This window comes from Pseudomonas sp. GV105, from assembly GCF_003058185.1.
GTDB lineage: Bacteria > Pseudomonadota > Gammaproteobacteria > Pseudomonadales > Pseudomonadaceae > Aquipseudomonas > Aquipseudomonas veronii.
Window position 1 is genome coordinate 310,793 of record NZ_QBUF01000004.1, and the last position, 21,834, is coordinate 332,626.

Consider the following 21,834-nt stretch of genomic DNA (forward strand, 5'->3'; position numbering starts at 1 on the left):
ATTTATGCAGGGGGCGGATTGTCGCAGAAAACCGCCGGCATGCGCGCCCCTCATTCGTTCTCGCGCTCCTTGCGCCGGTATGGAAACACATCGATGACCTTTCCGGCGCGAATCGCGTCCTGCAGGCCCTTCCAGTAGTCAGCATCGTACAACTCGCCGTGCAGTTGATCGAACAGCTTGCGCTGGCCGGCGTCGGCGAACAGGAACGGCGGGAACTCTTCGGGGAACACATCCAGCGGGCCGATGGAGTACCAGGGCTCCGAGGCCATTTCATCCTCCGGCGTGCGGGGCGCGGGGATGTGGCGGAAGTTGGCTTCGGTGAGGTAGCAGATCTCGTCGTAGTCGTAGAACACCACGCGGCCGTGGCGGGTGACGCCGAAGTTCTTCAGCAGCATGTCGCCGGGGAAAATGTTCGCCGCCGCCAGTTGCTTGATCGCCAGGCCATAGTCTTCCAAGGCTTCGCGCTCCTGGGCGGGGCTGGCGTTGTCGAGGTAGAGGTTGAGCGGGGTCATGCGCCGTTCGGTCCAGCAGTGGCGGATCAGCACGGTGTCGCCTTCGACGGCAACGGTGCTGGCGGCCACGTCGAGCAATTCGGCCAGGCACTCGGGCTCGAACTTGCTCAACGGAAAGCGAAAATCGGCGAACTCCTGGGTATCGGCCATGCGCCCGACGCGGTCGACGCTTTTGACCAGGCGGTACTTCTCGATCACGGTGGCGCGGCTGACGTTTTTCGACGGCGAGAAGCGGTCCTTGATGATCTTGAACACCGTGTTGAAGCCCGGCAACGTAAACACGCTCATGACCATGCCGCGGATACCGGGAGCCATGATGAACTGATCGTCGGTGGTGGCCAGGTGGTTGATCAGCGCGCGATAGAATTCCGACTTGCCGTGCTTGTAGAAGCCGATCGAGGTGTACAGCTCGGCAATGTGCTTGCCCGGCAGGATGCGCTTGAGGAAGCCGATGAACTCCGCCGGCACCGGCACGTCGACCATGAAGTAGGAGCGGGTGAAGGAAAAAATGATCGACACATCGGCTTCGTCGGTGATCAGCGCGTCGATCTGGATGCCCTGCCCTTCGCGGTGCAGCAGCGGAATCACGAGGGGCCACTGCTCGTCGCGGGTGTAGATGCGTCCGACAAGGTAGGCACCCTTGTTGCGGTAGAGCACCGAGGAAAACAGCTCGACCTTCAGCTCAGGGTCCTTGCACACCCAGTCGGGCAGGTTCTCGCGCAGTTGCACTTCGAGGCGGCGCAGGTCGGCCGGCAGGTCCGCGTAAGGTTCGCTGAAGCTGTAATCAGCGAAAATCTGCGCCAGCATGTCGGAAATTTTGCCGACTGGCGTGTAGACCCGGGTTTGCGCCGCCCTCGCCCGGCGCAGGCTCGGCCGCGTGGTGTGGACGAACATGCAGCCGTCACTGATCAGGTCATGGCTGAACAGGCCACAGAAGATCGAGTTGTACCAGGTCTCGGACAGCTCATCGTCAAAGCGCAGGTCGATCAGGCCGATGTAGGCGCTTTTCACCAACGGCCAGGCCTCGATGTCCATCAGGGTGGCGTCATCGAAGCTCGCCCGCAGGCGGCTCGTCACTTCGCTGACTTTCTCCTCATACAGGTTGATACGCGCCGCCGAAGCCGCCTGGCCCTGCTGCCACTGGGCCTTTTCGAAACGTTCACGGGCACCATCGGTGATCTGGCGGAAGTGCTCGCGGTAATCGTCGAAGCCATCGAGGATCATCTGGGCGATAGCGAGGGCGGGTGTGCGCTGCGACATGCGGGAAACCTCGGACGGGTATCTGGAAGCCCAGAGCTTAGCCAGTGAATGCAGGCAGGAGAAGCAGTCATTTAGCATGTTGGTTTGTGGACTTTCGTTCATTTCGCCGATTGATGGGCGTTGCTGGAAACACTCAGCGCTGCTCCGGCGCAAATTGGCCAGCAGAGGCCGGTGACGCGGTTTTTCCGGTAATCAGCGATTGTGTCGAGCCGGGCGCTGGGCAACACTCGCCGTCCGATTGATGTAGGAGTTTTCCGTGAGACCTGTCGACACCCTATACCTGCTGGGGCTGGCCGCGATCTGGGGCGCGAGTTTCCTGTTCATGCGTATTATCGCCCCGGAAATCGGCACGCTGCCGACCGCGTTCTTCCGCGTGTCGATTGCCGCCGCCGGGTTGCTGGTGATGCTCGCGGTGATGCGCGTGAACTGGGACTTCCAAGGCAAGTTCAAGACCATCCTGCTGCTGGGCGTGATCAACTCCGGCATACCCGCGACCCTGTACTCTGTGGCGGCCCAGGTGTTGCCGGCGGGTTACTCGGCGATCTTCAATGCCACCACGCCGTTAATGGGCGTGCTGATTGGCGGATTGTTTTTCAGCGAACGCCTGACGCCATCGAAAGTCGCCGGGGTGTGCCTGGGCCTGTTTGGCGTGGGCGTGCTGACCCGCGCCGGGCCGGTGGCGTTTGACCTGGAATTGTTGATGGGCGCGTTGGCCTGCTTGTTGGCCACCACTTGCTACGGCTTTGCCGGGTTTCTCGCGCGCCGCTGGCTGGATCAGCGCGGCGGGCTCGACAGTCGGCTCGCGGCCCTGGGCAGCATGCTCGGCGCGACCTTGTTCCTGCTGCCGCTGTTTGCCTACAGCGCCATCGTTCATCCGCCGGCAAGCTGGGGCGGTTGGCACGTGTGGTTGTCGTTGCTCGGGTTGGGGCTGATGTGTACGGCGTTTGCCTACGTCCTGTACTTTCGCCTGCTGACAGCCATTGGCCCGGTGCGATCGATGACCACCACCTTCCTGATCCCGCCGTTCGGGGTGCTGTGGGGTGCGTTGCTGCTGGATGAGCCGCTGTCGATGGCGCATCTGTATGGCGGGATATTGATCGCGGGGGCATTGTGGTTGGTGTTGCGGCCGGGGAAATTGGCCAAAGCGCTGTAGGAGCATGCCTGCCCCTACAGCGTGTCCGCTGGTTAGCGTTTACGGAACACAAAGACCAGGCCAATGATGATCAACCCCATCCCCAGTAAGCTCAACCACGCGAGCCGATTGCCGAAGATCAGGTAATCCATCACCGCCGTCACTGCCGGCACCAGGTAGAACAGGCTGGTGACATTGACCAGGTTGCCGCGGGCGATCAGGCGGTACAGCAACAGCGTCGCCAGCAGCGACACCACCAGGCCCATCCACAGCACCGGCAGGTAAAAACTGGCGGTGTGTTCGAAGTGGAACGGCTGGAACGGCACGAACACCGAGCACAACACCAACCCGGCCAGGTATTGCACGGGCAGCGTGCCCAACGGGTTATCGGTGATGCGCTTCTGCATGATCGAGCCGAAGGTCATGCTTGCCAGGGCCAGCAAACCGAACAGCATCCCGGCCAGGGACATCCGCGACAACCCGATGCCCTGGTACACCACCATGATCAAGCCGGCCAACCCCAGGCCCAGGCCGAACATCCGGCGCCAGGAACGCTGGCGCTCCATCAGCACCACGGTCAGGATCGGCTGCACGCCCATGATGGTCGCCATCATCCCCGGCGTGACGTTGAGGTCCAGGGCCAGCAGATAGAAAATCTGGTACGCCCCCAACAACACCAGCCCCGTCGCCGCCGCATACCACAGCGGCTTGCCGGGTTGTGGCAGTTTCAGCTTGAGGATCGGTACCAGCATCACCAGCCCCGCCAGGGCGATGGCAAAACGGATCAGCAAAAAGGCAAAGGGCGACGCATGGGCCAGGCCCAACTTGGAGAAAATCGCCCCGCTGCTCCACAGCAATACGAACAGGCTCGTCGAGGCCGCCGCGGCCACGGATTGTTTTGACATAACAGACATGGTTACCACCTGTAATCAGGCAAAAAAGCCGATTCAGCCAAGCAAGGCTGAAACTCAGTAGGTTTTTTTCAGGCGGGCATAGGGCAACAGCAATCAGCTGATCAGCCCGAAATGCCAACACCCGGCGGTGATACGACTGCGTACACCGGCGTGCTACTGACAGGTGGGGGGTAGTGGCTGATCTGCGCAGGCTGCAGGTTCCCGCACGGCACGACCACAGCGCTGGACGCTGAATCGACTACCGCTATGCACAGGAATGCAGGCATGGGCTGATCTTTTGAGGAGGTGAAGACGCGGCGACTATAACCAACCGCCGACATATTTTGCAATCGCTCCGGCAGCGCTCTTTTCGCGTGACGGCATTTTCATTTTGGCGCCGGAACCCACTCGCTATACTACCGAGCAGTTTTTTCCAAGGATGTCACATGACCGCATTGCCCTGGGTGTATCTCGTCCTCCTGTCCATCGGCTATGCACTGGCGTTGCTCTACGGCCAACTGGGTGTGCTCGCGGCCATCTCCGTGGCGCTGTTGTTGATCGCCGGGTATGCGGTACGCCAACAACGTACCCCGTGGGCGCGCTACGTCGGCCACGGGTTGTTCATCGTCTTGGCCTTGGGCCTGGCGATGCACTGGCTGCCGGGGTTCTACAACGGGCGCGGTATCGCACCCCAGCGTTTCAGCGCCGATGCCGTGCCCTTCTCGATGTACCTCAACCAGGACAAACCACTGATCGGTTTCTGGCTGTTGCTGGCCTGCCCGTGGATTGTGGCGCGGCGTTCATTGCGCCTGTCGATCTGCGTCACCGCCCTGGCGCTGGCGCTGACGGCCATCGCAGCCCTGGGCGGCGCGGCGTTGCTGGGGATCATCAGTTGGGCGCCGAAGTGGCCGGAGCAGGCGTGGCTGTGGGTGCTGAATAACCTGTTGCTGGTGACGCTGGTGGAAGAAGCGCTGTTTCGCGGCTACATTCAGGGCGGCCTGAGCCAGCGCCTCAAACACTTGCCCTACGGCGAAAACCTCGCATTGCTGCTGGCCTCGCTGCTGTTCGGCCTGGCGCACCTGAGCGCGGGCTGGCAGTGGGTGCTGCTGGCCAGCATCGCCGGGGCCGGTTATGGCCTTGCTTATCGTTTTGGCGGCCTGGGTGCGGCAATTGCCACGCATTTCGGCCTGAATTTGCTGCATTTCGGACTGTTTTCCTACCCAATGCTCGCCGGCTGATTATTACGAAAATAAGTTAAATAAATGATCGCCACCGCCGATACCCCTTGAAAGCCTTGCGGATTGAATAACCATGCGTAATAACCAGCCCGTTACCCAGCGCGAACGTACCTTCCCCGCTCAGCAACGGTTGATCTCCACCACAGATGCCAAGGGTGTCATCACTTATTGCAACGACGCTTTCGTCGAAATCAGTGGTTTCTCCCGCGACGAATTGGTGCGTGCCCCGCATAACCTGGTACGCCACCCGGACGTTCCGGCGGCTGTGTTCGCACACATGTGGTCCACGCTCAAGCAAGGCTTGCCATGGATGGGCATCGTCAAGAACCGCTGCAAAACCGGCGATCACTACTGGGTCAACGCCTATGTGACGCCAGTGTTCGATGGCAACCAGGTGGTCGGCTATGAATCGGTGCGCGTCAAGCCCACCGCCGAGCAGGTCCGCCGGGCCGAAGCGCTCTACCACCGCATCAATCAGGGCAAGCCCGCCATTCCCCGGCGGGACAAGTGGCTGCCGGTGCTGCAGGACTGGCTGCCATTTATTCTGGTCAGCCAGTTGAGCTTCATGATTGGCGCATCGCTCAATTCTCAATGGGGCTTTGCCCTCGCGGCAGGGTTGTCGGTGCCGCTGGGCCTGCTGGGCCTGAGCTGGCAACAGCGCGGTCTCAAGCGTTTGCTGCGCCTGGCCGAACAGACCACCTCCGACCCGTTGATCGCGCAGATGTATACCGACAGCCGTGGCGCCCAGGCGCGACTGGAAATGTCGATCCTCAGCCAAGAGGCACGTCTGAAGACCTGTCTCACGCGCTTGCAGGACACCGCCGAACACCTCAACGAGCAGGCCGCGCAGTCCAACACCCTGGCGCACAACAGCTCCAGCGGCCTGGAACGCCAGCGTGTGGAAACCGAACAAGTGGCTACCGCGGTCAACCAGATGGCGGCGACCACCCAGGAAGTCGCCAGCCATGTGCAGCGCACGGCCGATGCCACCCAGGAAGCCAATCGCCTGACCGGGCGCGGCCGCGATATCGCCGGGGAAACCCGCGAGGCGATTCAGCGGCTGTCGGCCGCGGTTGGCGAGACCGGTGTGACGGTCACCCAACTGGCCAAGGACAGCGATGAAATCGGCGGCGTGGTCGACGTGATCAAAGGCATCGCCGACCAGACCAACCTGCTGGCCTTGAACGCCGCGATCGAAGCGGCACGTGCCGGTGAGATGGGCCGTGGTTTTGCGGTGGTTGCCGATGAAGTCCGCCAATTGGCGCAGCGTACCGCTGAATCGACCGGGCAGATCCATACCCTGATCGCCAAGCTGCAGCAGACCGCCGCCGCTGCCGTACAAACCATGGACGCCGGGCATCGCCAGGCCGAAGAAGGCGTGGCGCGGGTGATGGAAGCGGACCAGGCACTGGTGGGCATCAGCGAAGCGGTGGCCAACATCACTGACATGACCACCCAGATCGCCGCCGCCACGGAAGAGCAAAGCTCGGTGGCCGAAGAGATCAGCCGCAATATCAGCACCATCGCGCTGTTGGCGGATCAGACCTCGGAACAGGCATTGAACTCGGCGCAGTTGAGTGAAGAGCTTACTGTTACCGCCAATACCCAGTATTCGCTGGTAGAGCGTTTTAACCGTTAAACCGCTATCGGGGGCAAGCCCCCTCCCACATTTAACCGCGTACATACCTTGGAATGCAGTCGAATGTGGGAGAGGGCTTGTTCCTTCCCACATTTAACCGTGTACACACCTTGGAATGCGGTCGAATGTGGGAGAGGGCTTGTTTCCTCCCACATTTAACCGCGTACACCTCATGTGGGAGGGGGCTTGCCCCCGATAGCGCTCTAACAGGCGCCGATAAACTGAGCCACTCGCACCGCCGCCGCCTCCAAATGCTGCTCATGGCTGAACCCTGAAGCCTTCAACGGTTTCAAATCATGATCCCCCGCCGCCAGCCACAGCACCTCGATGCTCGGTGACAAGTCATACCCCTGCACCGCGACTCGATTACCCAAGGCATCGCGTTCGCCCTGCACAATCAATGTCGGCGTGTTCAACCCGGCCAAATGCGCGACTCGCGGCTTTTCCGGCTTGCCCACCGCATAGAACGGATAGCCCAGGCACACCAAGGCATCGGCCTCCAATTCATCGGCGAGCAAACTGGCCATGCGCCCGCCCATGGACTTGCCACCAATGGCCAGTTTCCCAGCGGCATGGCGTCGCACCTCGGCATACACCTCGCGCCAGCTTTCCAGCAGTTTCGGCGCCGGGTTGGGCGGGCGTTTGCCCCCGTCCAACCGGCGCTGGGCCATGTAGGGAAACTCAAAGCGCACCACATTGACGCCATGCCTGGCAAGGCGCGCAGCCATGTCGTTCATGAAAGATGAGTCCATCGGTGCACCGGCGCCGTGGGCCAGGATCAGCGTCACAGGCGTATGCGCTGACGCACCCGAGGCGATATCCCACAGCCAGCCATGCTCCTGCACACACCGTGCCCATTGATCCCCGTCAATACTGGCCTTGTGCTCTTTGCCCATGCTTACCTCGCTTTTTAGTCTGCCTATAACTCCAGCCCAAGTGTCGCATTTGCTTGGGTTGAACCGTGGATGGGGAACCATGAACACTACTTTAAGTACCGCCTATAACTACAAGGTGGTCCGCCAATTCGCGATTATGACGGTGGTGTGGGGCATCGTCGGCATGGGGCTCGGGGTTTTTCTCGCGGCTCAATTGGTGTGGCCTGCACTCAACTTTGACTTGCCTTGGACCAGCTTCGGCCGCTTGCGCCCGCTGCACACCAACGCGGTGATCTTCGCCTTCGGGGGTTGTGCGCTGTTTGCCAGCTCCTTCTACTCGGTGCAGCGCACCTGCCAAACCCAGCTGTTCGCGCCGAAAGTCGCGCAGTTCTGCTTTTGGGGCTGGCAACTGGTCATTGTCCTGGCAGCGATCACCTTGCCACTGGGTTACACCAGTTCCAAGGAATACGCCGAGCTGGAATGGCCGATCGACATCCTGATCACTATCGTCTGGGTGGCTTATGCCATTGTGTTCTTCGGCACTGTGGCCAAGCGCAATACCAAGCACATCTATGTCGGTAACTGGTTCTTCGGTGCGTTCATCATCACCGTGGCAATCTTGCATATCGTCAACAACCTGGAAATCCCGGTCAGCCTGACCAAGTCCTACTCGCTGTACGGCGGTGCGACGGATGCCATGGTGCAGTGGTGGTATGGGCATAACGCAGTAGGTTTCTTCCTGACTGCCGGTTTCCTCGGGATGATGTACTACTTCGTACCCAAGCAAGCCGAACGTCCGGTGTATTCCTATCGCCTGTCCATCGTCCACTTCTGGGCGCTGATCACCCTGTACATCTGGGCCGGTCCGCACCACCTGCACTACACCGCGTTGCCGGACTGGGCACAGTCGTTGGGCATGGTGATGTCCCTGGTGCTGCTGGCACCAAGCTGGGGCGGCATGATCAACGGCATGATGACCCTCTCGGGCGCCTGGCATAAGCTGCGCAGCGACCCGATCCTGCGCTTCCTGGTCGTCTCGCTGGCGTTCTACGGCATGTCGACGTTCGAAGGGCCGATGATGGCCATCAAGACCGTCAACTCGCTGTCGCACTACACCGACTGGACCATCGGCCACGTACACGCCGGCGCGCTCGGCTGGGTGGCAATGATCTCCATCGGCGCGCTGTATCACATGATCCCGAAAGTCTTCGGCCGCGAGCAGATGTACAGCGTCGGCCTGATCAACGCGCACTTCTGGCTGGCCACCATCGGCACCGTGCTCTACATCGCCTCGATGTGGGTCAACGGCATCGCCCAGGGCCTGATGTGGCGTGCGATCAACGAAGACGGCACCTTGACCTACTCCTTCGTCGAAACCCTGGTGGCCAGCCACCCTGGCTTCGTCGTGCGACTGGTGGGCGGTGCGGTGTTCCTCAGCGGCATGTTGCTGATGGCTTACAACACATGGCGCACCGTGCGCTCGGCACAACCTGTCGAAGCCACCCCTGCCGCGCAGACGGCCTGAGGAGTCAGTGATGAAACACGAAACGATTGAAAAGAACGTCGGCCTGCTGATGCTGCTGATGGTGCTTGCCGTGAGCATCGGCGGCCTGACCCAGATCGTCCCGCTGTTCTTCCAGGACGTGACCAACAAACCGGTGGAAGGCATGAAGCCCTACACCGCGCTGCAACTGGAAGGCCGCGACATCTACATCCGCGAAGGTTGCGTACAGTGCCACTCGCAGATGATCCGTCCGTTCCGTGCCGAGACCGAGCGCTACGGGCACTACTCGGTTGCGGGCGAAAGCGTCTGGGATCACCCGTTCCTGTGGGGCTCCAAGCGTACCGGGCCAGACCTGGCGCGCGTCGGCGCACGCTACTCGGACGACTGGCACCGCGCGCACTTGTACAACCCGCGCAACGTAGTGCCTGAGTCGAAAATGCCGGCTTACCCATGGCTGGTGACGGCACCGCTCGACAGCAGCCACACCGAAGCCAAGCTCAAAGTGATGCGTACCCTCGGCGTGCCCTACACCGACGACGACATCAACGGCGCAGTGGCCAGCCTCAAGGGCAAGACCGAGATCGACGCGCTGGTTTCGTACCTGCAAGTCCTCGGCACCGCCATCAAGAGCAAGAGGTGAGCCATGGGATTTGAATTCGATGCGGGCACCATCCGCGGCCTCGGCACGCTAGTCGTTGCCATCGCCTTTATCGGCCTCTCGCTGTGGGTATTCAACAACCGACGCAATGCGGAATTCGAGCAGGCACGCCTGCTGCCGTTTGCCGACGAACCCACCGCCACCCCATCCGACGCTCAAGAAGCGCCTGCAACAAGGAGCAATCGGCCATGACTACCTTCTGGAGTACATGGATCTGCGTACTGACCATCGGCAGCCTGATCGGCCTGACCTGGCTGCTGTTCGGCACCCGCAAGGGCGAGACCAAGGGCAGTGTCGACCAGACCATGGGCCACGCCTTCGACGGCATTGAGGAATACGACAACCCGCTGCCTCAGTGGTGGTTCATGTTGTTCGCCGGCACCCTGCTGTTCGCCGTCGGCTACTTGATCCTCTACCCGGGCCTGGGCAACTGGAAAGGCGTCCTGCCGGGCTATGAAGGTGGCTGGACCTCGACCAAGGAATGGGACAAGGAAATGGCCAAGGCCGACGCCAAGTTCGGGCCGATCTTCGCCAAATTCTCGGCCATGCCAGTGGAAGAAGTCGCCAAAGACCCACAAGCGCTGAAAATGGGCGGGCGCCTGTTCGCCTCCAACTGCGCGGTGTGCCACGGCTCGGATGCCAAGGGCGCGTATGGCTTCCCGAACCTGGCGGACAATAACTGGCGCTGGGGCGGTTCCGCCGAGGCGATCAAGACCACCATCATGGGCGGTCGCCACGCGGCGATGCCGGCCTGGGGCGAAGTGCTGGGCGAAGACGGTGTGAAAAACGTCGCGGCCTATGTGCGTCACGACCTGGCCAAGCTGCCACTGCCAGCCGACAGCGGCGCTGACCTGGTCGCCGGCCAAGCCACGTTCAACACCACCTGCGTGGCCTGCCACGGTCCGCAAGGCCACGGCACCGAAGCCATGGGCGCGCCGAACCTGACCGAGCCAAGCGGCTTTATCTACGGCACCAGCCTGGCGCAGTTGCAGCAAACCATTCGCCACGGCCGTCAAGGCCAGATGCCGGCGCAGGAAGTGCTGCAAGGCAATGACAAGGTTCACCTGCTGGCCGCTTATGTTTACAGCCTCTCCCACAACGCTGACGGCGCAACGCCGCAACGCCAGGCAGAGTAACGCTCCACCCCTGAACTGCCGCCCCTGATCCGGGGGCGGTAGCTCAACCCTCCTACGCGACCAAGTGTCGCACCCTTCCAAAGCACTGCTTTCCCCTCCTGCCATTCGGGTCTACGCTTGTCTGCACAGCGGATCGGTACAGACCGGTCGACGGTCGACTTGCACGCGCTGGGTTGCATACTTCTGCAGGGATGACAGGCGCAAAGGCTGGCAGCGACCGGCTGTCGTGCCACTGACCGTTCATCGCTTCAGCAGCGTGTCGACACACAGCGAGTCACCCGCCGACGCGTCACGCAAAAATTCCTGTCCGATCGATCAGTTTTTGATTTCGGATTTTGTCCTTACATCAAACATGGAAAGGGCGCAGAATCTGGCGTGGCACGCATTGACACAGGTCACCCTTGCGTTGCAATGGCACCTCGGTTTCTACATACTTGCGACCGATTTTTACCTATAAAAAAACCTAAACCGTGGAACCTTAGAATGAGCACAGCAATCAGTCCGACTGCTTATAACTATAAGGTAGTCCGCCAGTTCGCCATCATGACGGTGGTCTGGGGGATCCTTGGCATGGGGCTCGGGGTCTTCATCGCCTCGCAACTGGTCTGGCCGGAATTGAATTTCGGCCTGCCATGGACGACCTTCGGCCGCCTACGCCCGCTGCACACTAACCTGGTGATTTTCGCCTTCGGCGGATGTGCATTATTTGCCACCTCCTACTATGTCGTGCAGCGAACCTGCCAGACGCGACTGATTTCCGACGGCCTCGCCGCCTTCACCTTCTGGGGATGGCAAGCCGTGATCGTCGGGGCCGGCATCTCGTTGCCGCTGGGCTACACCACCACCAAGGAATACGCCGAGCTGGAATGGCCCATCGCCATTTTGCTCGCGATTGTCTGGGTGATCTACGCGGTGGTGTTCTTCGGCACCATCGCCAAGCGCAAGACCAAGCACATCTATGTGGGTAACTGGTTCTACGGTGCCTTCATCCTGGTGACGGCGATGCTGCACATCGTCAACCATGCGTCGTTGCCGGTCACCCTGTTCAAGTCCTATTCGGCCTACGCCGGAGCGACGGATGCGATGATCCAGTGGTGGTACGGCCACAACGCCGTGGGGTTCTTCCTCACCACCGGTTTCCTGGGGATGATGTATTACTTCGTGCCGAAACAGGCCGAACGTCCCATCTACTCTTACCGTCTGTCCATCGTCCACTTCTGGGCGCTGATCACCCTGTACATCTGGGCCGGTCCGCACCACCTGCACTACACCGCGCTGCCGGATTGGGCACAGTCGTTGGGCATGGCGATGTCGATCATCCTGCTGGCGCCAAGCTGGGGCGGCATGATCAACGGCATGATGACCCTCTCGGGCGCCTGGCATAAGCTGCGCACCGACCCGATCCTGCGCTTCCTGGTGGTTTCGCTGGCGTTCTACGGCATGTCGACCTTCGAAGGGCCGATGATGGCGATCAAGACCGTCAACTCGCTGTCGCACTACACCGACTGGACCATCGGCCACGTACACGCCGGTGCGCTCGGCTGGGTAGCGATGATCTCCATCGGCGCGCTGTACCACATGATCCCGAAAATCTTCGGGCGTGCGCAGATGCACAGCGTCGGGTTGATCAATACGCACTTCTGGCTGGCCACCATCGGCACCGTGCTCTACATCGCCTCGATGTGGGTCAACGGCATTACCCAAGGCCTGATGTGGCGTGCGATCAACGATGACGGCACCCTCACCTACTCCTTCGTCGAAGCGCTGCAAGCCAGCCACCCGGGCTACATCGTCCGTGCCCTGGGCGGCGCGTTCTTTGCCTCCGGCATGCTGTTCATGGCCTACAACGTCTGGCGCACCGTGCGTGCCTCCGACCCTGCAGAAGCCGAAGCCGCCGCCAAGATCGCCGTTGTGGGAGCCCACTGATGAAGCACGAAGTAGTCGAGAAGAATATCGGCCTGCTGGCCTTCTTCATGGTCATCGCCGTGAGTATCGGCGGCCTGACCCAGATCGTTCCGCTGTTCTTCCAGGACGTGACCAACAAGCCGGTCGAAGGCATGAAACCGCGTACCGCCCTTGAACTGGAAGGCCGCGACATCTACATCGCCAACGGCTGTGTCGGCTGCCACTCGCAGATGATCCGTCCGTTCCGCGCCGAAACCGAACGTTATGGCCACTACTCCGTGGCCGGTGAAAGCGTGTGGGACCACCCGTTCCTGTGGGGTTCCAAGCGTACCGGGCCGGACCTGGCCCGTGTCGGCGGACGCTACTCCGATGACTGGCAACGCGCGCACTTGTACAACCCGCGCAACGTTGTGCCTGAGTCGAAAATGCCGGCGTACCCGTTCCTCGTGGAAAACAAGCTCGACGGCAAGGACACCGCGAAGAAGATGGAAGTCTTGCGCACCCTGGGCGTGCCCTACACCGACGAAGACATCGCCGGTGCAGCCGCAGCCGTGAAGGGCAAGACCGAAATGGACGCATTGGTGGCCTACCTGCAAGGCCTTGGCACCATCATCAAAAGCAAACGGTGATTCTTCATGGATATCGGGATGATTCGTGGCCTGGGCACCGTTGTCGTGATGGTGGCCTTTATCGGCCTGGCGCTGTGGGTGTTCAGCCCCAAGCGCAAGTCGGAGTTTGACGACGCAACCATGCTGCCCTTTGCGGATGACCCCGAAGCCATCAAGCACGTCGAGCAAGCTTCTAGGAGTAACAAAGAATGACTACGTTCTGGAGTCTGTACGTCACAGTCCTCAGTCTGGGTACCATTTTCGCCCTGACCTGGCTGCTGCTGTCGACCCGCAAGGGCCAGCGCGCCGAGCAAACGGACGAGACTGTCGGCCACTCGTTCGACGGTATCGAGGAGTACGACAACCCACTGCCGAAATGGTGGTTCATGCTGTTCGTCGGCACCATCGTCTTCGCCCTCGGCTACCTGGTGCTGTACCCCGGCCTGGGCAATTGGAAAGGTCTGCTGCCGGGCTACAACTACCTCGACAACGACAAGCAGACCGCCTTCGCCAACGGCCAGACCGGCTGGACCGGCGTGCATGAGTGGGAAAAGGAAATGGCCAGGTCGGACGCCAAGTTCGGGCCGATCTTCGCCAAATTCGCCGCGATGCCGATTGAAGAGGTTGCCAAAGACCCGCAGGCCCTGAAGATGGGCGGCCGTCTGTTTGCCTCCAACTGCTCGGTATGCCACGGTTCGGACGCCAAGGGAGCCTACGGCTTCCCTAACCTGACCGACGCCGACTGGCGCTGGGGCGGCGAGCCCGCGACCATCAAGGAAACCATCATGAAAGGCCGCCACGCGGTGATGCCGGCCTGGGCCGAAGTCATCGGCGAACAGGGCGTGGCCGACGTGGCGGGCTTCGTGGTGACCAACCTCGACGGCCGCAAACTGCCGGAAGGCGCCAAGGCCGATGTGGCCAACGGCGGGAAACTCTTCGCCGCCAACTGCGTGGCCTGCCACGGCCCGGCCGGTAAAGGCACACCCGCCATGGGCGCACCCGACCTGACTCACCCGGGCGCGTTCATCTACGGTTCAAGCTTCGCCCAACTGCAGCAGACCATCCGTTACGGCCGCCAGGGCCAGATGCCTGCACAGGAATTACTGCAAGGGAACGACAAGGTGCATTTGCTGGCCGCATATGTTTACAGCTTGTCCCATGGGGATAAGAAGGCTCAAGAGCAGTAAGCTTCATCAGAAACACAAAAGCCCCGCACAGTACAAACTGGCGGGGCTTTTTTCTGGCAGCTATATGGGCCAATGAAATCGATGCGTTGATCGCCGCTACTGCTCTGGTTCATGGGTTAACCCATGGGACGAATAACCGCTCCACGCGCAAAAACCGTCCATACTTCACAAGTCAATTGATCCACGTCACCTACACCATCAATTGATTTCCCCCAACGCGACCAAAGGTCGCACCCTTTGCGCGTCATCGGGGGCGTATCATTACGCCACTGCAAGACCCTTCATTTGACCCCGACCGGCACGTACTGGCCGAGGCAAATCTCCACCGCCGTGGGATGCAATGATGAGCAAGCAAATACCGGTACAAGACGTTACTCCACCTGCCAAAAACTCCAACAACGGTGTCGACCTCTACGCGTCGCGAGAGAAAATCTACACCCGCGCCTTCACGGGCCTGTTCCGCAACCTGCGCATGCTTGGCGGCGCCGGTCTGTTCCTGCTCTACTTCGGCACGGTGTGGCTGAACTGGGGTGGTCACCAGGCCGTGTGGTGGGACCTGCCGGAACGTAAGTTCTTCATTTTCGGTGCGACCTTCTGGCCCCAGGACTTCATCCTCCTCTCGGGCATCCTGATCGTCGCGGCCTTTGGCCTGTTCTTCATCACGGTGTACGCGGGGCGCATCTGGTGCGGGTATACCTGCCCGCAAAGCGTGTGGACGTGGATCTTCATGTGGTGCGAAAAAGTCACCGAAGGCGACCGTAACCAGCGCATCAAGCTGGACAAGGCGCCGATGGGCGCCAACAAGTTCCTGCGCAAGTTCAGCAAACACACGCTGTGGCTGCTGATCGGTTTTGTCACCGGCATGACCTTCGTCGGTTATTTCTCGCCGATCCGCGAACTGGTGTTCGACTTCTTCACCGGCCAGGCCGATGGCTGGTCGTATTTCTGGGTCGGTTTCTTCACGCTCGCCACCTACGGCAACGCCGGCTGGCTGCGCGAACAGGTGTGCATCTACATGTGCCCCTATGCGCGTTTCCAAAGCGTGATGTTCGACAAAGACACCCTGATCGTCTCCTACGACCCACGTCGTGGCGAAGTGCGTGGCCCGCGTAAAAAAGGCGCCGACTACAAGGCCCAGGGCCTCGGCGATTGCATCGATTGCACAATGTGCGTGCAGGTGTGCCCGACCGGCATCGACATCCGCGATGGCCTGCAGATCGAATGCATCGGCTGCGCCGCGTGTATCGACGCCTGCGACAACATCATGGACAAGATGGATTACCCGCGCGGCCTGATCAGCTACACCACCGAGCACAACCTGTCGGGGCAGAAAACCCACAAGCTGCGTCCGCGCCTGATCGGCTATGCGCTGGTATTGCTGGCGATGATGAGCCTGTTGGCCACGGCATTTTTCATGCGTCCGCTGGTGGGTTTCGACGTCAGCAAAGACCGTGTGCTGTACCGCGAAAACGCTGAAGGACGGATCGAGAACGTCTACAGCCTGAAGATCATGAACAAAGACCAGCGCGACCACACGTATGTGCTTGATGCTGCCGGGCTGCCGGACCTCAAGCTGCAAGGCCGCCGCGAAATCAAGGTGGCTGCCGGCGACATCGTCAGCATGCCGGTCGAACTGTCGAGCGCGCCGGAGCAATTGCCGTCGAGCACCAACGAGGTGAAATTCATCCTCAAGGATGCCGATGACGCCAGCGTCCACATTGAAGCCAAGAGCCGATTCATCGGCCCACAAGTTCGTTAACGAGAGAGCTGAACAATGCCCGTAGCCACTGCCGCAAGCCCCTGGTACAAGCACCTCTGGCCCTGGATCATCATTGGTATCCTGGCCTGCTCGGTGACCTTGACCTTGTCCATGGTGACCATTGCAGTGAACAACCCGGACAACCTGGTCAACGACAACTACTACGAGGCCGGCAAAGGCATCAACCGCTCCCTGGACCGCGAACGCCTGGCCCAGACCCTGCAACTGCGCGCCAAGGTGCATCTGGATGAGCTGACCGGTGAAGTCGAACTGCACCTCACCGGCTACAGCAACCCGAGCACCCTGGAACTGAACCTGATTTCGCCGACTCAGCCCGAGAAGGACCGCAAGATCAACCTGGCCCGCAGCGACAGCGAACCCGGTCGCTACATCGGCCAGGTCACCGACAAGGTCGAAGGTCGGCGCTTCGTCGAACTGCTCGGCGTGGAAGGCGACAGGACCTGGCGCTTGTTCGAAGAAGAACAGGTCAACCACGACAAGGACTTGCTGCTCGGGGATGAACCGCTGCAGGGTGCTGAAGATCTGAAGAAGTAAACAGGCTGCGCTTCACGCATCGCGGGCAAGCCCGCTCCCACATGGACACCGCGATCCACTGTGGGAGCGGGCTTGCCCGCGATGAGGCCCTACCCGCCACCAAAGATCTAACGCCATGACCACCCCAACCCCCTGCTACCACTGCGCCCTGCCCGTTCCACCCGGTAGCCGCTTCACCGCCGTGATCCTCGGCGAGCGCCGCGAACTCTGCTGCCCGGGCTGCCAGGCCGTGGCCGAAGCGATCGTGGCGGGCGGGTTGGAAAGCTATTACCAGCACCGCAGCGAAGCCTCGGCCAACCCCGAGGCACTGCCGGTGCAATTGGTCGACGAACTGGCGCTGTACGACCGCGCCGATGTGCAAAAACCCTTCGTGCGCCACGATGGCGAACTGGCCGAAGCCACGCTGTTGATGGAAGGCATCAGTTGCGCGGCCTGTGGCTGGCTGATCGAAAAACACCTGCGCAGCCTGCCCGCCGTGGCTGAGGCGCGCCTGAACCTGTCCAACCATCGCCTGCAGGTACGCTGGGCCGACGGGCAACTGCCGCTGAGCCAACTGCTCAGTGAGCTGCGCCATATCGGTTACGCCGCCCACCCCTATCAGGCAGATCGCGCCGCCGAGCAATTGGCCGGCGAAAACCGTCTGGCCTTGCGCCAACTCGGCGTTGCCGGGTTGCTGTGGTTCCAGGCGATGATGGCGACCATGGCCACCTGGCCGGAATTCAATATCGACCTGAGCGCCGAACTGCACGTCATCCTGCGCTGGGTCGCGATGTTTCTGACCACGCCCATCGTGTTCTACAGCTGTGCGCCGTTTTTCAAGGGCGCCATGCGCGACCTGCGCACCCGCCACCTGACCATGGACGTGTCGGTATCCCTGGCCATTGGCGGGGCTTACCTGGCCGGCATCTGGACCGCGATCACCGGCGTCGGTGAACTGTATTTCGATGCGGTGGGCATGTTCGCGCTGTTCCTGCTGGCCGGCCGCTACCTGGAGCGGCGGGCCCGCGAACGCACGGCCGCCGCTACCGCGCAGTTGGTCAACCTGCTGCCTGCCTCATGCCTGCGTTTGAACGCTGAAGGCCAGAGCGAACGCATCCTGCTCCCCGAGCTGGCCCTGGGCGACCGCGTGCTGGTTCATCCCGGTGCCGTGCTGCCGGCGGACGGGGTGATTCTCGACGGCCAGTCGAGCATCGACGAATCCCTGCTCACCGGCGAATACCTGCCGCAACCGCGTCAAGTCGGCGATGCGGTAACGGCCGGCACCCTCAACGTCGAGGGCGCGCTGACCGTCGAAGTGCGCGCCCTGGGCCATGACACGCGCCTGTCCGCCATCGTGCGCCTGCTGGAGCGGGCCCAGGCCGAGAAACCGCACCTGGCGCAAATCGCCGATCGCGCCGCACAGTGGTTCCTGCTCGGCTCGCTGGTCGCCGCCGTGCTGATCGGCCTGTTGTGGTGGCAGTTGGACGCGTCGCGGGCGTTCTGGATCGTCCTGGCAATGCTGGTGGCGACCTGCCCGTGCGCGCTGTCGCTGGCCACGCCGACCGCCCTGACGGCCGCCACCGGCACCCTGCACAAACTCGGCCTGCTGCTGACCCGCGGCCATGTGCTGGAAGGCCTGAACCAGATCGACACGGTGATTTTCGACAAGACCGGCACCCTCACCGAAGGGCGCCTGGCGCTGCGTGCGATCCGCCCCCTGGGAGCGTTGAACAGCGACCAGTGCCTGGGCCTCGCCGCCGCCCTGGAAAATCGCTCAGAACACCCGATCGCCCGTGCCTTCGGGCGCGCGCCCCTGGCCGCCGACGAAGTGCTCAGTTCCCCCGGCCTCGGCCTGGAAGGCTGGGTGGGCGAACGTCAACTGCGCATCGGCCAACCGGGCTATGTGTGTGAACTCAGCGGCTGCCCGATCCCCGCCGCGCCGGATGAAGCCGGGCAATGGCTGCTGTTGGGCGACCGCGACGGCGCCCTCGCCTGGTTCGTCCTGGATGACCGCCTGCGCAGCGACGCCCCGGCCCTGCTGGCGGCCTGCAAGGCACGCGGTTGGCGCACGCTGCTGCTGTCGGGCGACAGTTCGCCGATGGTCGCCAGCGTCGCCGCCGAACTGGGCATCGACGAAGCCCACGGCGGCCTGCGCCCCGATGACAAGCTGCAAGTGCTGCAACAACTGCACAAGGAAGGGCGCAAAGTGCTGATGCTCGGCGATGGCGTGAACGATGTGCCGGTGCTGGCCGCCGCCGATATCAGCGTGGCCATGGGCTCGGCCACCGACCTGGCAAAAACCAGCGCCGACGCGGTGCTGCTGTCCAACCGCCTCGACGCCCTGGTGCAAGCGTTTACCTTGGCGCGGCGCACCCGTCGGGTGATCATGGAGAATCTGCTGTGGGCCGGGCTGTACAATGGCCTTATGCTGCCGTTTGCCGCGCTCGGCTGGATCACGCCGATCTGGGCCGCGGTCGGCATGTCCCTCAGTTCGTTGACCGTGGTGCTCAACGCCCTGCGCCTGACTCGCCTGCCGAGCGCGCCGACCGCCAGCACCCCCTCAGTAACCCGCCCGTTGCCGGCTTGAGCCGCGCGGGCATGGAGTGCAGATGCCAGCTTTATACGTGATGATTCCGGCGGCGCTGCTGATTGTGGCCATCGCCATCTACATCTTCTTCTGGGCGGTGGACAGCGGCCAGTACGACGACCTCGACGGCCCGGCCCACAGCGTGCTGTTCGACGATCAGGACCCAAACCACCTGGCCGCCGTCGACGAGGCCAACAGCCCCGAGCCCCCGACCGACCCGAAAGATCCACCCCATGCTTGATCTGGCGCCGCTGCTGGTCTCCGCGCTGATCCTTGGCCTGCTGGGGGGCGGCCATTGCCTGGGCATGTGCGGCGGCCTGATGGGTGCGCTGACCCTGGCGATCCCCAAGGAGCAACGCAGCCGCAGGTTCCGCCTGCTGCTCGCGTACAACCTGGGGCGCATCCTCAGCTACGCCACCGCCGGCCTGCTGATCGGCCTGGCCGGCTGGGCCGTGGCCAACAGCCCGGCGGCGATGTTCATGCGCGGGCTGGCCGGCCTGCTGCTGATCAGCATGGGCCTGTACCTGGCCGGCTGGTGGAGCGGCCTCACCCGCATCGAAAGCCTCGGTCGCGGCCTGTGGCGGCACATCCAGCCGGTTGCCAACCGTTTGCTGCCGGTGTCCAGCCTGCCCCGCGCCCTGCTGTTGGGCGCGCTGTGGGGCTGGTTGCCGTGCGGGTTGGTCTACAGCACCCTGCTTTGGGCCGCCAGCCAAGGCAATGCGCTGGACAGTGCGGTGCTGATGCTGGCGTTCGGCCTGGGTACCTGGCCAGTGCTGCTGGCGACCGGGCTGGCCGCCGAACGCGTCACGGCATTATTGCGCAAACGCAGTGTGCGTACCGCCGGCGGCGTGCTGGTGATTCTGTTCGGTATCTGGACCTTGCCCGGCCCCCATCAGCACTGGCTAATGGGCCACTAAAAGGCCATGTGGCATAGCGCCGCTCCCCGTTGACGCAAATCAAGATGCCATATCCGCCACGCCCCTAGACTCGGCCGACTAGTCTATCCGGGGGAACGCCCGCATGCTCGACGCCATTCGTTGGGACAGCAACCTGATTCATCGCTACGATTTGGCGGGGCCACGCTACACGTCCTACCCCACCGCAGTGCAATTCGACAGCCAGGTCGGCTCCTTCGACCTGCTCCACGCCCTGCGCGACAGCCGCAAGGCTGCACGCCCGTTGTCGCTGTATGTGCACGTGCCGTTCTGCGCCAACATCTGCTACTACTGCGCCTGCAACAAAGTCATCACCAAGGACCGCGGCCGCGCCCAGCCCTACCTGCAGCGCCTGGAACAAGAGATCCAACTGATCGCCTGCCACCTCGATCCGAAACAGACCGTGGAGCAACTGCATTTCGGCGGTGGCACCCCGACTTTTCTCAGCCATGACGAACTGCGCCAGGTGATGGCCTGCCTGCGCAAGCATTTCAACCTGCTCGATGACGATTCCGGCGACTACAGCATCGAGATCGACCCGCGCGAAGCCGACTGGGCAACCATGGGCCTGCTGCGCGAGCTGGGCTTCAACCGCGTCAGTATCGGCCTGCAAGACCTCGACCCGGAAGTGCAACGGGCGGTCAATCGCCTGCAAAGCCTGGAAGAAACCCGCGCCGTGATCGATGCCGCGCGCACCTTGCAGTACCGCTCGATCAATATCGACCTGATCTACGGCCTGCCCAAGCAAACCCCGATCAACTTCGCGCGCACCGTGGAAGAAGTGATCAAGTTGCAACCGGATCGCCTGTCGGTGTTCAACTACGCGCACTTGCCGGAACGCTTCATGCCTCAGCGGCGGATCAACGCCGATGACCTGCCGTCCCCGGCGGCAAAACTGCAGATGCTGCAAACCACCATCGAACAGTTGACCGACGCCGGCTACCGCTACATCGGCATGGACCACTTCGCGCTACCGGACGACGAATTGGCCATTGCCCAGGAAGAAGGCACCCTGCAACGCAACTTCCAGGGCTACACCACCCACGGCCATTGCGACCTGATCGGGCTCGGGGTGTCGGCCATCAGCCAGATCGGCGATCTGTATTGCCAAAACACCAGCGACCTCAATAGCTACCAGAACGCCCTGGCCGACGCGCAACTGGCGACCAACCGCGGCCTGGTCTGCACCACGGACGATCGGTTGCGGCGGGAAGTGATTCAGCAATTGATCTGTAATTTCAGCCTGACATTCGAGCAGATCGAACAGGCGTTCAATATCGATTTTCGCGGCTACTTCGACGAGATCTGGCCGCAACTCGAAACGATGGCCGACGACGGCCTGATCGAACTGGACGCACAAGGCATTCGCGTTCTACCGGCCGGGCGGCTGCTGGTGCGCTCGGTGTGCATGGTGTTCGATGCCTACCTGGAACATCAGAACCGGCAGCGCTTTTCGCGGGTGATCTGAAGGT

At 62.0% G+C, this 21,834-nt stretch carries 20 protein-coding genes; 17 read left to right on the top strand and 3 right to left on the bottom strand.

The features are described from left to right. Positions 1-50 precede the first annotated feature (50 nt). The gene (gene aceK / locus C8K66_RS09895; protein ID WP_046489433.1) at positions 51-1,772 is read right to left on the bottom strand and encodes a bifunctional isocitrate dehydrogenase kinase/phosphatase; all 1,722 of its coding nucleotides are present in this window, start codon (positions 1,770-1,772) and stop codon (positions 51-53) included. Positions 1,773-2,028: 256 nt separating this feature from the next. Here aceK and C8K66_RS09900 point away from each other — a divergent pair, with 256 nt between their 5' ends. Next, a complete protein-coding gene (locus C8K66_RS09900; RefSeq protein WP_017845268.1) occupies positions 2,029-2,925 on the top strand; it encodes a DMT family transporter in 897 nt (298 codons plus the stop codon). A gap of 32 nt (positions 2,926-2,957) precedes the next feature. On the opposite strand, the gene C8K66_RS09905 is transcribed toward C8K66_RS09900, so the two are convergent. Beyond that, positions 2,958-3,818, bottom strand: coding sequence for a DMT family transporter (locus C8K66_RS09905; RefSeq protein WP_046382460.1), 861 nt, complete (start codon positions 3,816-3,818; stop codon positions 2,958-2,960). A gap of 425 nt (positions 3,819-4,243) precedes the next feature. Here C8K66_RS09905 and C8K66_RS09910 point away from each other — a divergent pair, with 425 nt between their 5' ends. Both C8K66_RS09910 and C8K66_RS09915 read left to right on the top strand, forming a co-directional pair. After that, positions 4,244-5,035: a CPBP family intramembrane glutamic endopeptidase gene (locus tag C8K66_RS09910; protein ID WP_057003830.1), complete on the top strand. Its 792-nt coding sequence runs from the start codon at positions 4,244-4,246 to the stop codon at positions 5,033-5,035. 73 nt (positions 5,036-5,108) lie between these two features. After that, positions 5,109-6,674: a PAS domain-containing methyl-accepting chemotaxis protein gene (locus C8K66_RS09915; RefSeq protein WP_017845265.1), complete on the top strand. Its 1,566-nt coding sequence runs from the start codon at positions 5,109-5,111 to the stop codon at positions 6,672-6,674. Between the two features lie 203 nt (positions 6,675-6,877). On the opposite strand, the gene C8K66_RS09920 is transcribed toward C8K66_RS09915, so the two are convergent. After that, positions 6,878-7,570, bottom strand: coding sequence for an alpha/beta family hydrolase (locus tag C8K66_RS09920; protein ID WP_108524729.1), 693 nt, complete (start codon positions 7,568-7,570; stop codon positions 6,878-6,880). A gap of 79 nt (positions 7,571-7,649) precedes the next feature. Here C8K66_RS09920 and ccoN (C8K66_RS09925) point away from each other — a divergent pair, with 79 nt between their 5' ends. The 14 genes from ccoN (C8K66_RS09925) (at position 7,650) to hemN (ending at position 21,830) form a co-directional block, all read left to right on the top strand. Then, positions 7,650-9,074: a cytochrome-c oxidase, cbb3-type subunit I gene (ccoN, locus tag C8K66_RS09925; RefSeq protein WP_017845263.1), complete on the top strand. Its 1,425-nt coding sequence runs from the start codon at positions 7,650-7,652 to the stop codon at positions 9,072-9,074. A 10-nt stretch (positions 9,075-9,084) separates the two neighbouring features. Further along, positions 9,085-9,693, top strand: a complete 609-nt coding sequence (gene ccoO, locus C8K66_RS09930) for a cytochrome-c oxidase, cbb3-type subunit II (RefSeq protein WP_017845262.1) — start codon at positions 9,085-9,087, stop codon at positions 9,691-9,693. A 3-nt stretch (positions 9,694-9,696) separates the two neighbouring features. Continuing rightward, positions 9,697-9,903, top strand: coding sequence for a cbb3-type cytochrome c oxidase subunit 3 (locus tag C8K66_RS09935; RefSeq protein WP_017845261.1), 207 nt, complete (start codon positions 9,697-9,699; stop codon positions 9,901-9,903). Next, positions 9,900-10,847 carry a cytochrome-c oxidase, cbb3-type subunit III gene (gene ccoP / locus C8K66_RS09940; protein WP_057003828.1) on the top strand — a complete coding sequence of 316 codons (948 nt, stop codon included), beginning with the start codon at positions 9,900-9,902 and terminating at the stop codon, positions 10,845-10,847. The genes C8K66_RS09935 and ccoP (C8K66_RS09940) overlap by 4 nt, the downstream gene beginning before the upstream one ends. 483 nt (positions 10,848-11,330) lie before the next feature. Next, complete coding sequence (gene ccoN / locus C8K66_RS09945; protein WP_017845259.1) at positions 11,331-12,773, top strand: cytochrome-c oxidase, cbb3-type subunit I; 1,443 nt, start codon at positions 11,331-11,333, stop codon at positions 12,771-12,773. Beyond that, on the top strand, positions 12,773-13,381 hold the full coding sequence (ccoO, locus tag C8K66_RS09950) for a cytochrome-c oxidase, cbb3-type subunit II (protein WP_017845258.1): 609 nt from the start codon (positions 12,773-12,775) through the stop codon (positions 13,379-13,381). The genes ccoN (C8K66_RS09945) and ccoO (C8K66_RS09950) overlap by 1 nt, the downstream gene beginning before the upstream one ends. A gap of 6 nt (positions 13,382-13,387) precedes the next feature. Further along, on the top strand, positions 13,388-13,573 hold the full coding sequence (locus C8K66_RS09955; RefSeq protein WP_016775513.1) for a CcoQ/FixQ family Cbb3-type cytochrome c oxidase assembly chaperone: 186 nt from the start codon (positions 13,388-13,390) through the stop codon (positions 13,571-13,573). Continuing rightward, complete coding sequence (ccoP, locus tag C8K66_RS09960) at positions 13,570-14,547, top strand: cytochrome-c oxidase, cbb3-type subunit III (protein ID WP_017845257.1); 978 nt, start codon at positions 13,570-13,572, stop codon at positions 14,545-14,547. The genes C8K66_RS09955 and ccoP (C8K66_RS09960) overlap by 4 nt, the downstream gene beginning before the upstream one ends. Before the next feature lie 343 nt (positions 14,548-14,890). Further along, complete coding sequence (ccoG, locus tag C8K66_RS09965; RefSeq protein WP_017845256.1) at positions 14,891-16,306, top strand: cytochrome c oxidase accessory protein CcoG; 1,416 nt, start codon at positions 14,891-14,893, stop codon at positions 16,304-16,306. Positions 16,307-16,321: 15 nt separating this feature from the next. Beyond that, positions 16,322-16,861 carry a FixH family protein gene (locus C8K66_RS09970; protein ID WP_017845255.1) on the top strand — a complete coding sequence of 180 codons (540 nt, stop codon included), beginning with the start codon at positions 16,322-16,324 and terminating at the stop codon, positions 16,859-16,861. Positions 16,862-16,976: 115 nt separating this feature from the next. Then, positions 16,977-19,427, top strand: coding sequence for a heavy metal translocating P-type ATPase (locus tag C8K66_RS09975; protein WP_017845254.1), 2,451 nt, complete (start codon positions 16,977-16,979; stop codon positions 19,425-19,427). A 22-nt stretch (positions 19,428-19,449) separates the two neighbouring features. After that, positions 19,450-19,668 (top strand): cbb3-type cytochrome oxidase assembly protein CcoS, encoded by a 219-nt coding sequence (ccoS, locus tag C8K66_RS09980; protein ID WP_046382456.1) that lies wholly within the window; start codon positions 19,450-19,452, stop codon positions 19,666-19,668. Then, positions 19,661-20,344, top strand: a complete 684-nt coding sequence (locus C8K66_RS09985; RefSeq protein ID WP_108524731.1) for a sulfite exporter TauE/SafE family protein — start codon at positions 19,661-19,663, stop codon at positions 20,342-20,344. Before ccoS ends, C8K66_RS09985 begins: the two co-directional genes overlap by 8 nt. A 103-nt stretch (positions 20,345-20,447) precedes the next feature. Then, positions 20,448-21,830 carry an oxygen-independent coproporphyrinogen III oxidase gene (gene hemN / locus C8K66_RS09990; RefSeq protein WP_017845251.1) on the top strand — a complete coding sequence of 461 codons (1,383 nt, stop codon included), beginning with the start codon at positions 20,448-20,450 and terminating at the stop codon, positions 21,828-21,830. Positions 21,831-21,834 lie beyond the last annotated feature (4 nt).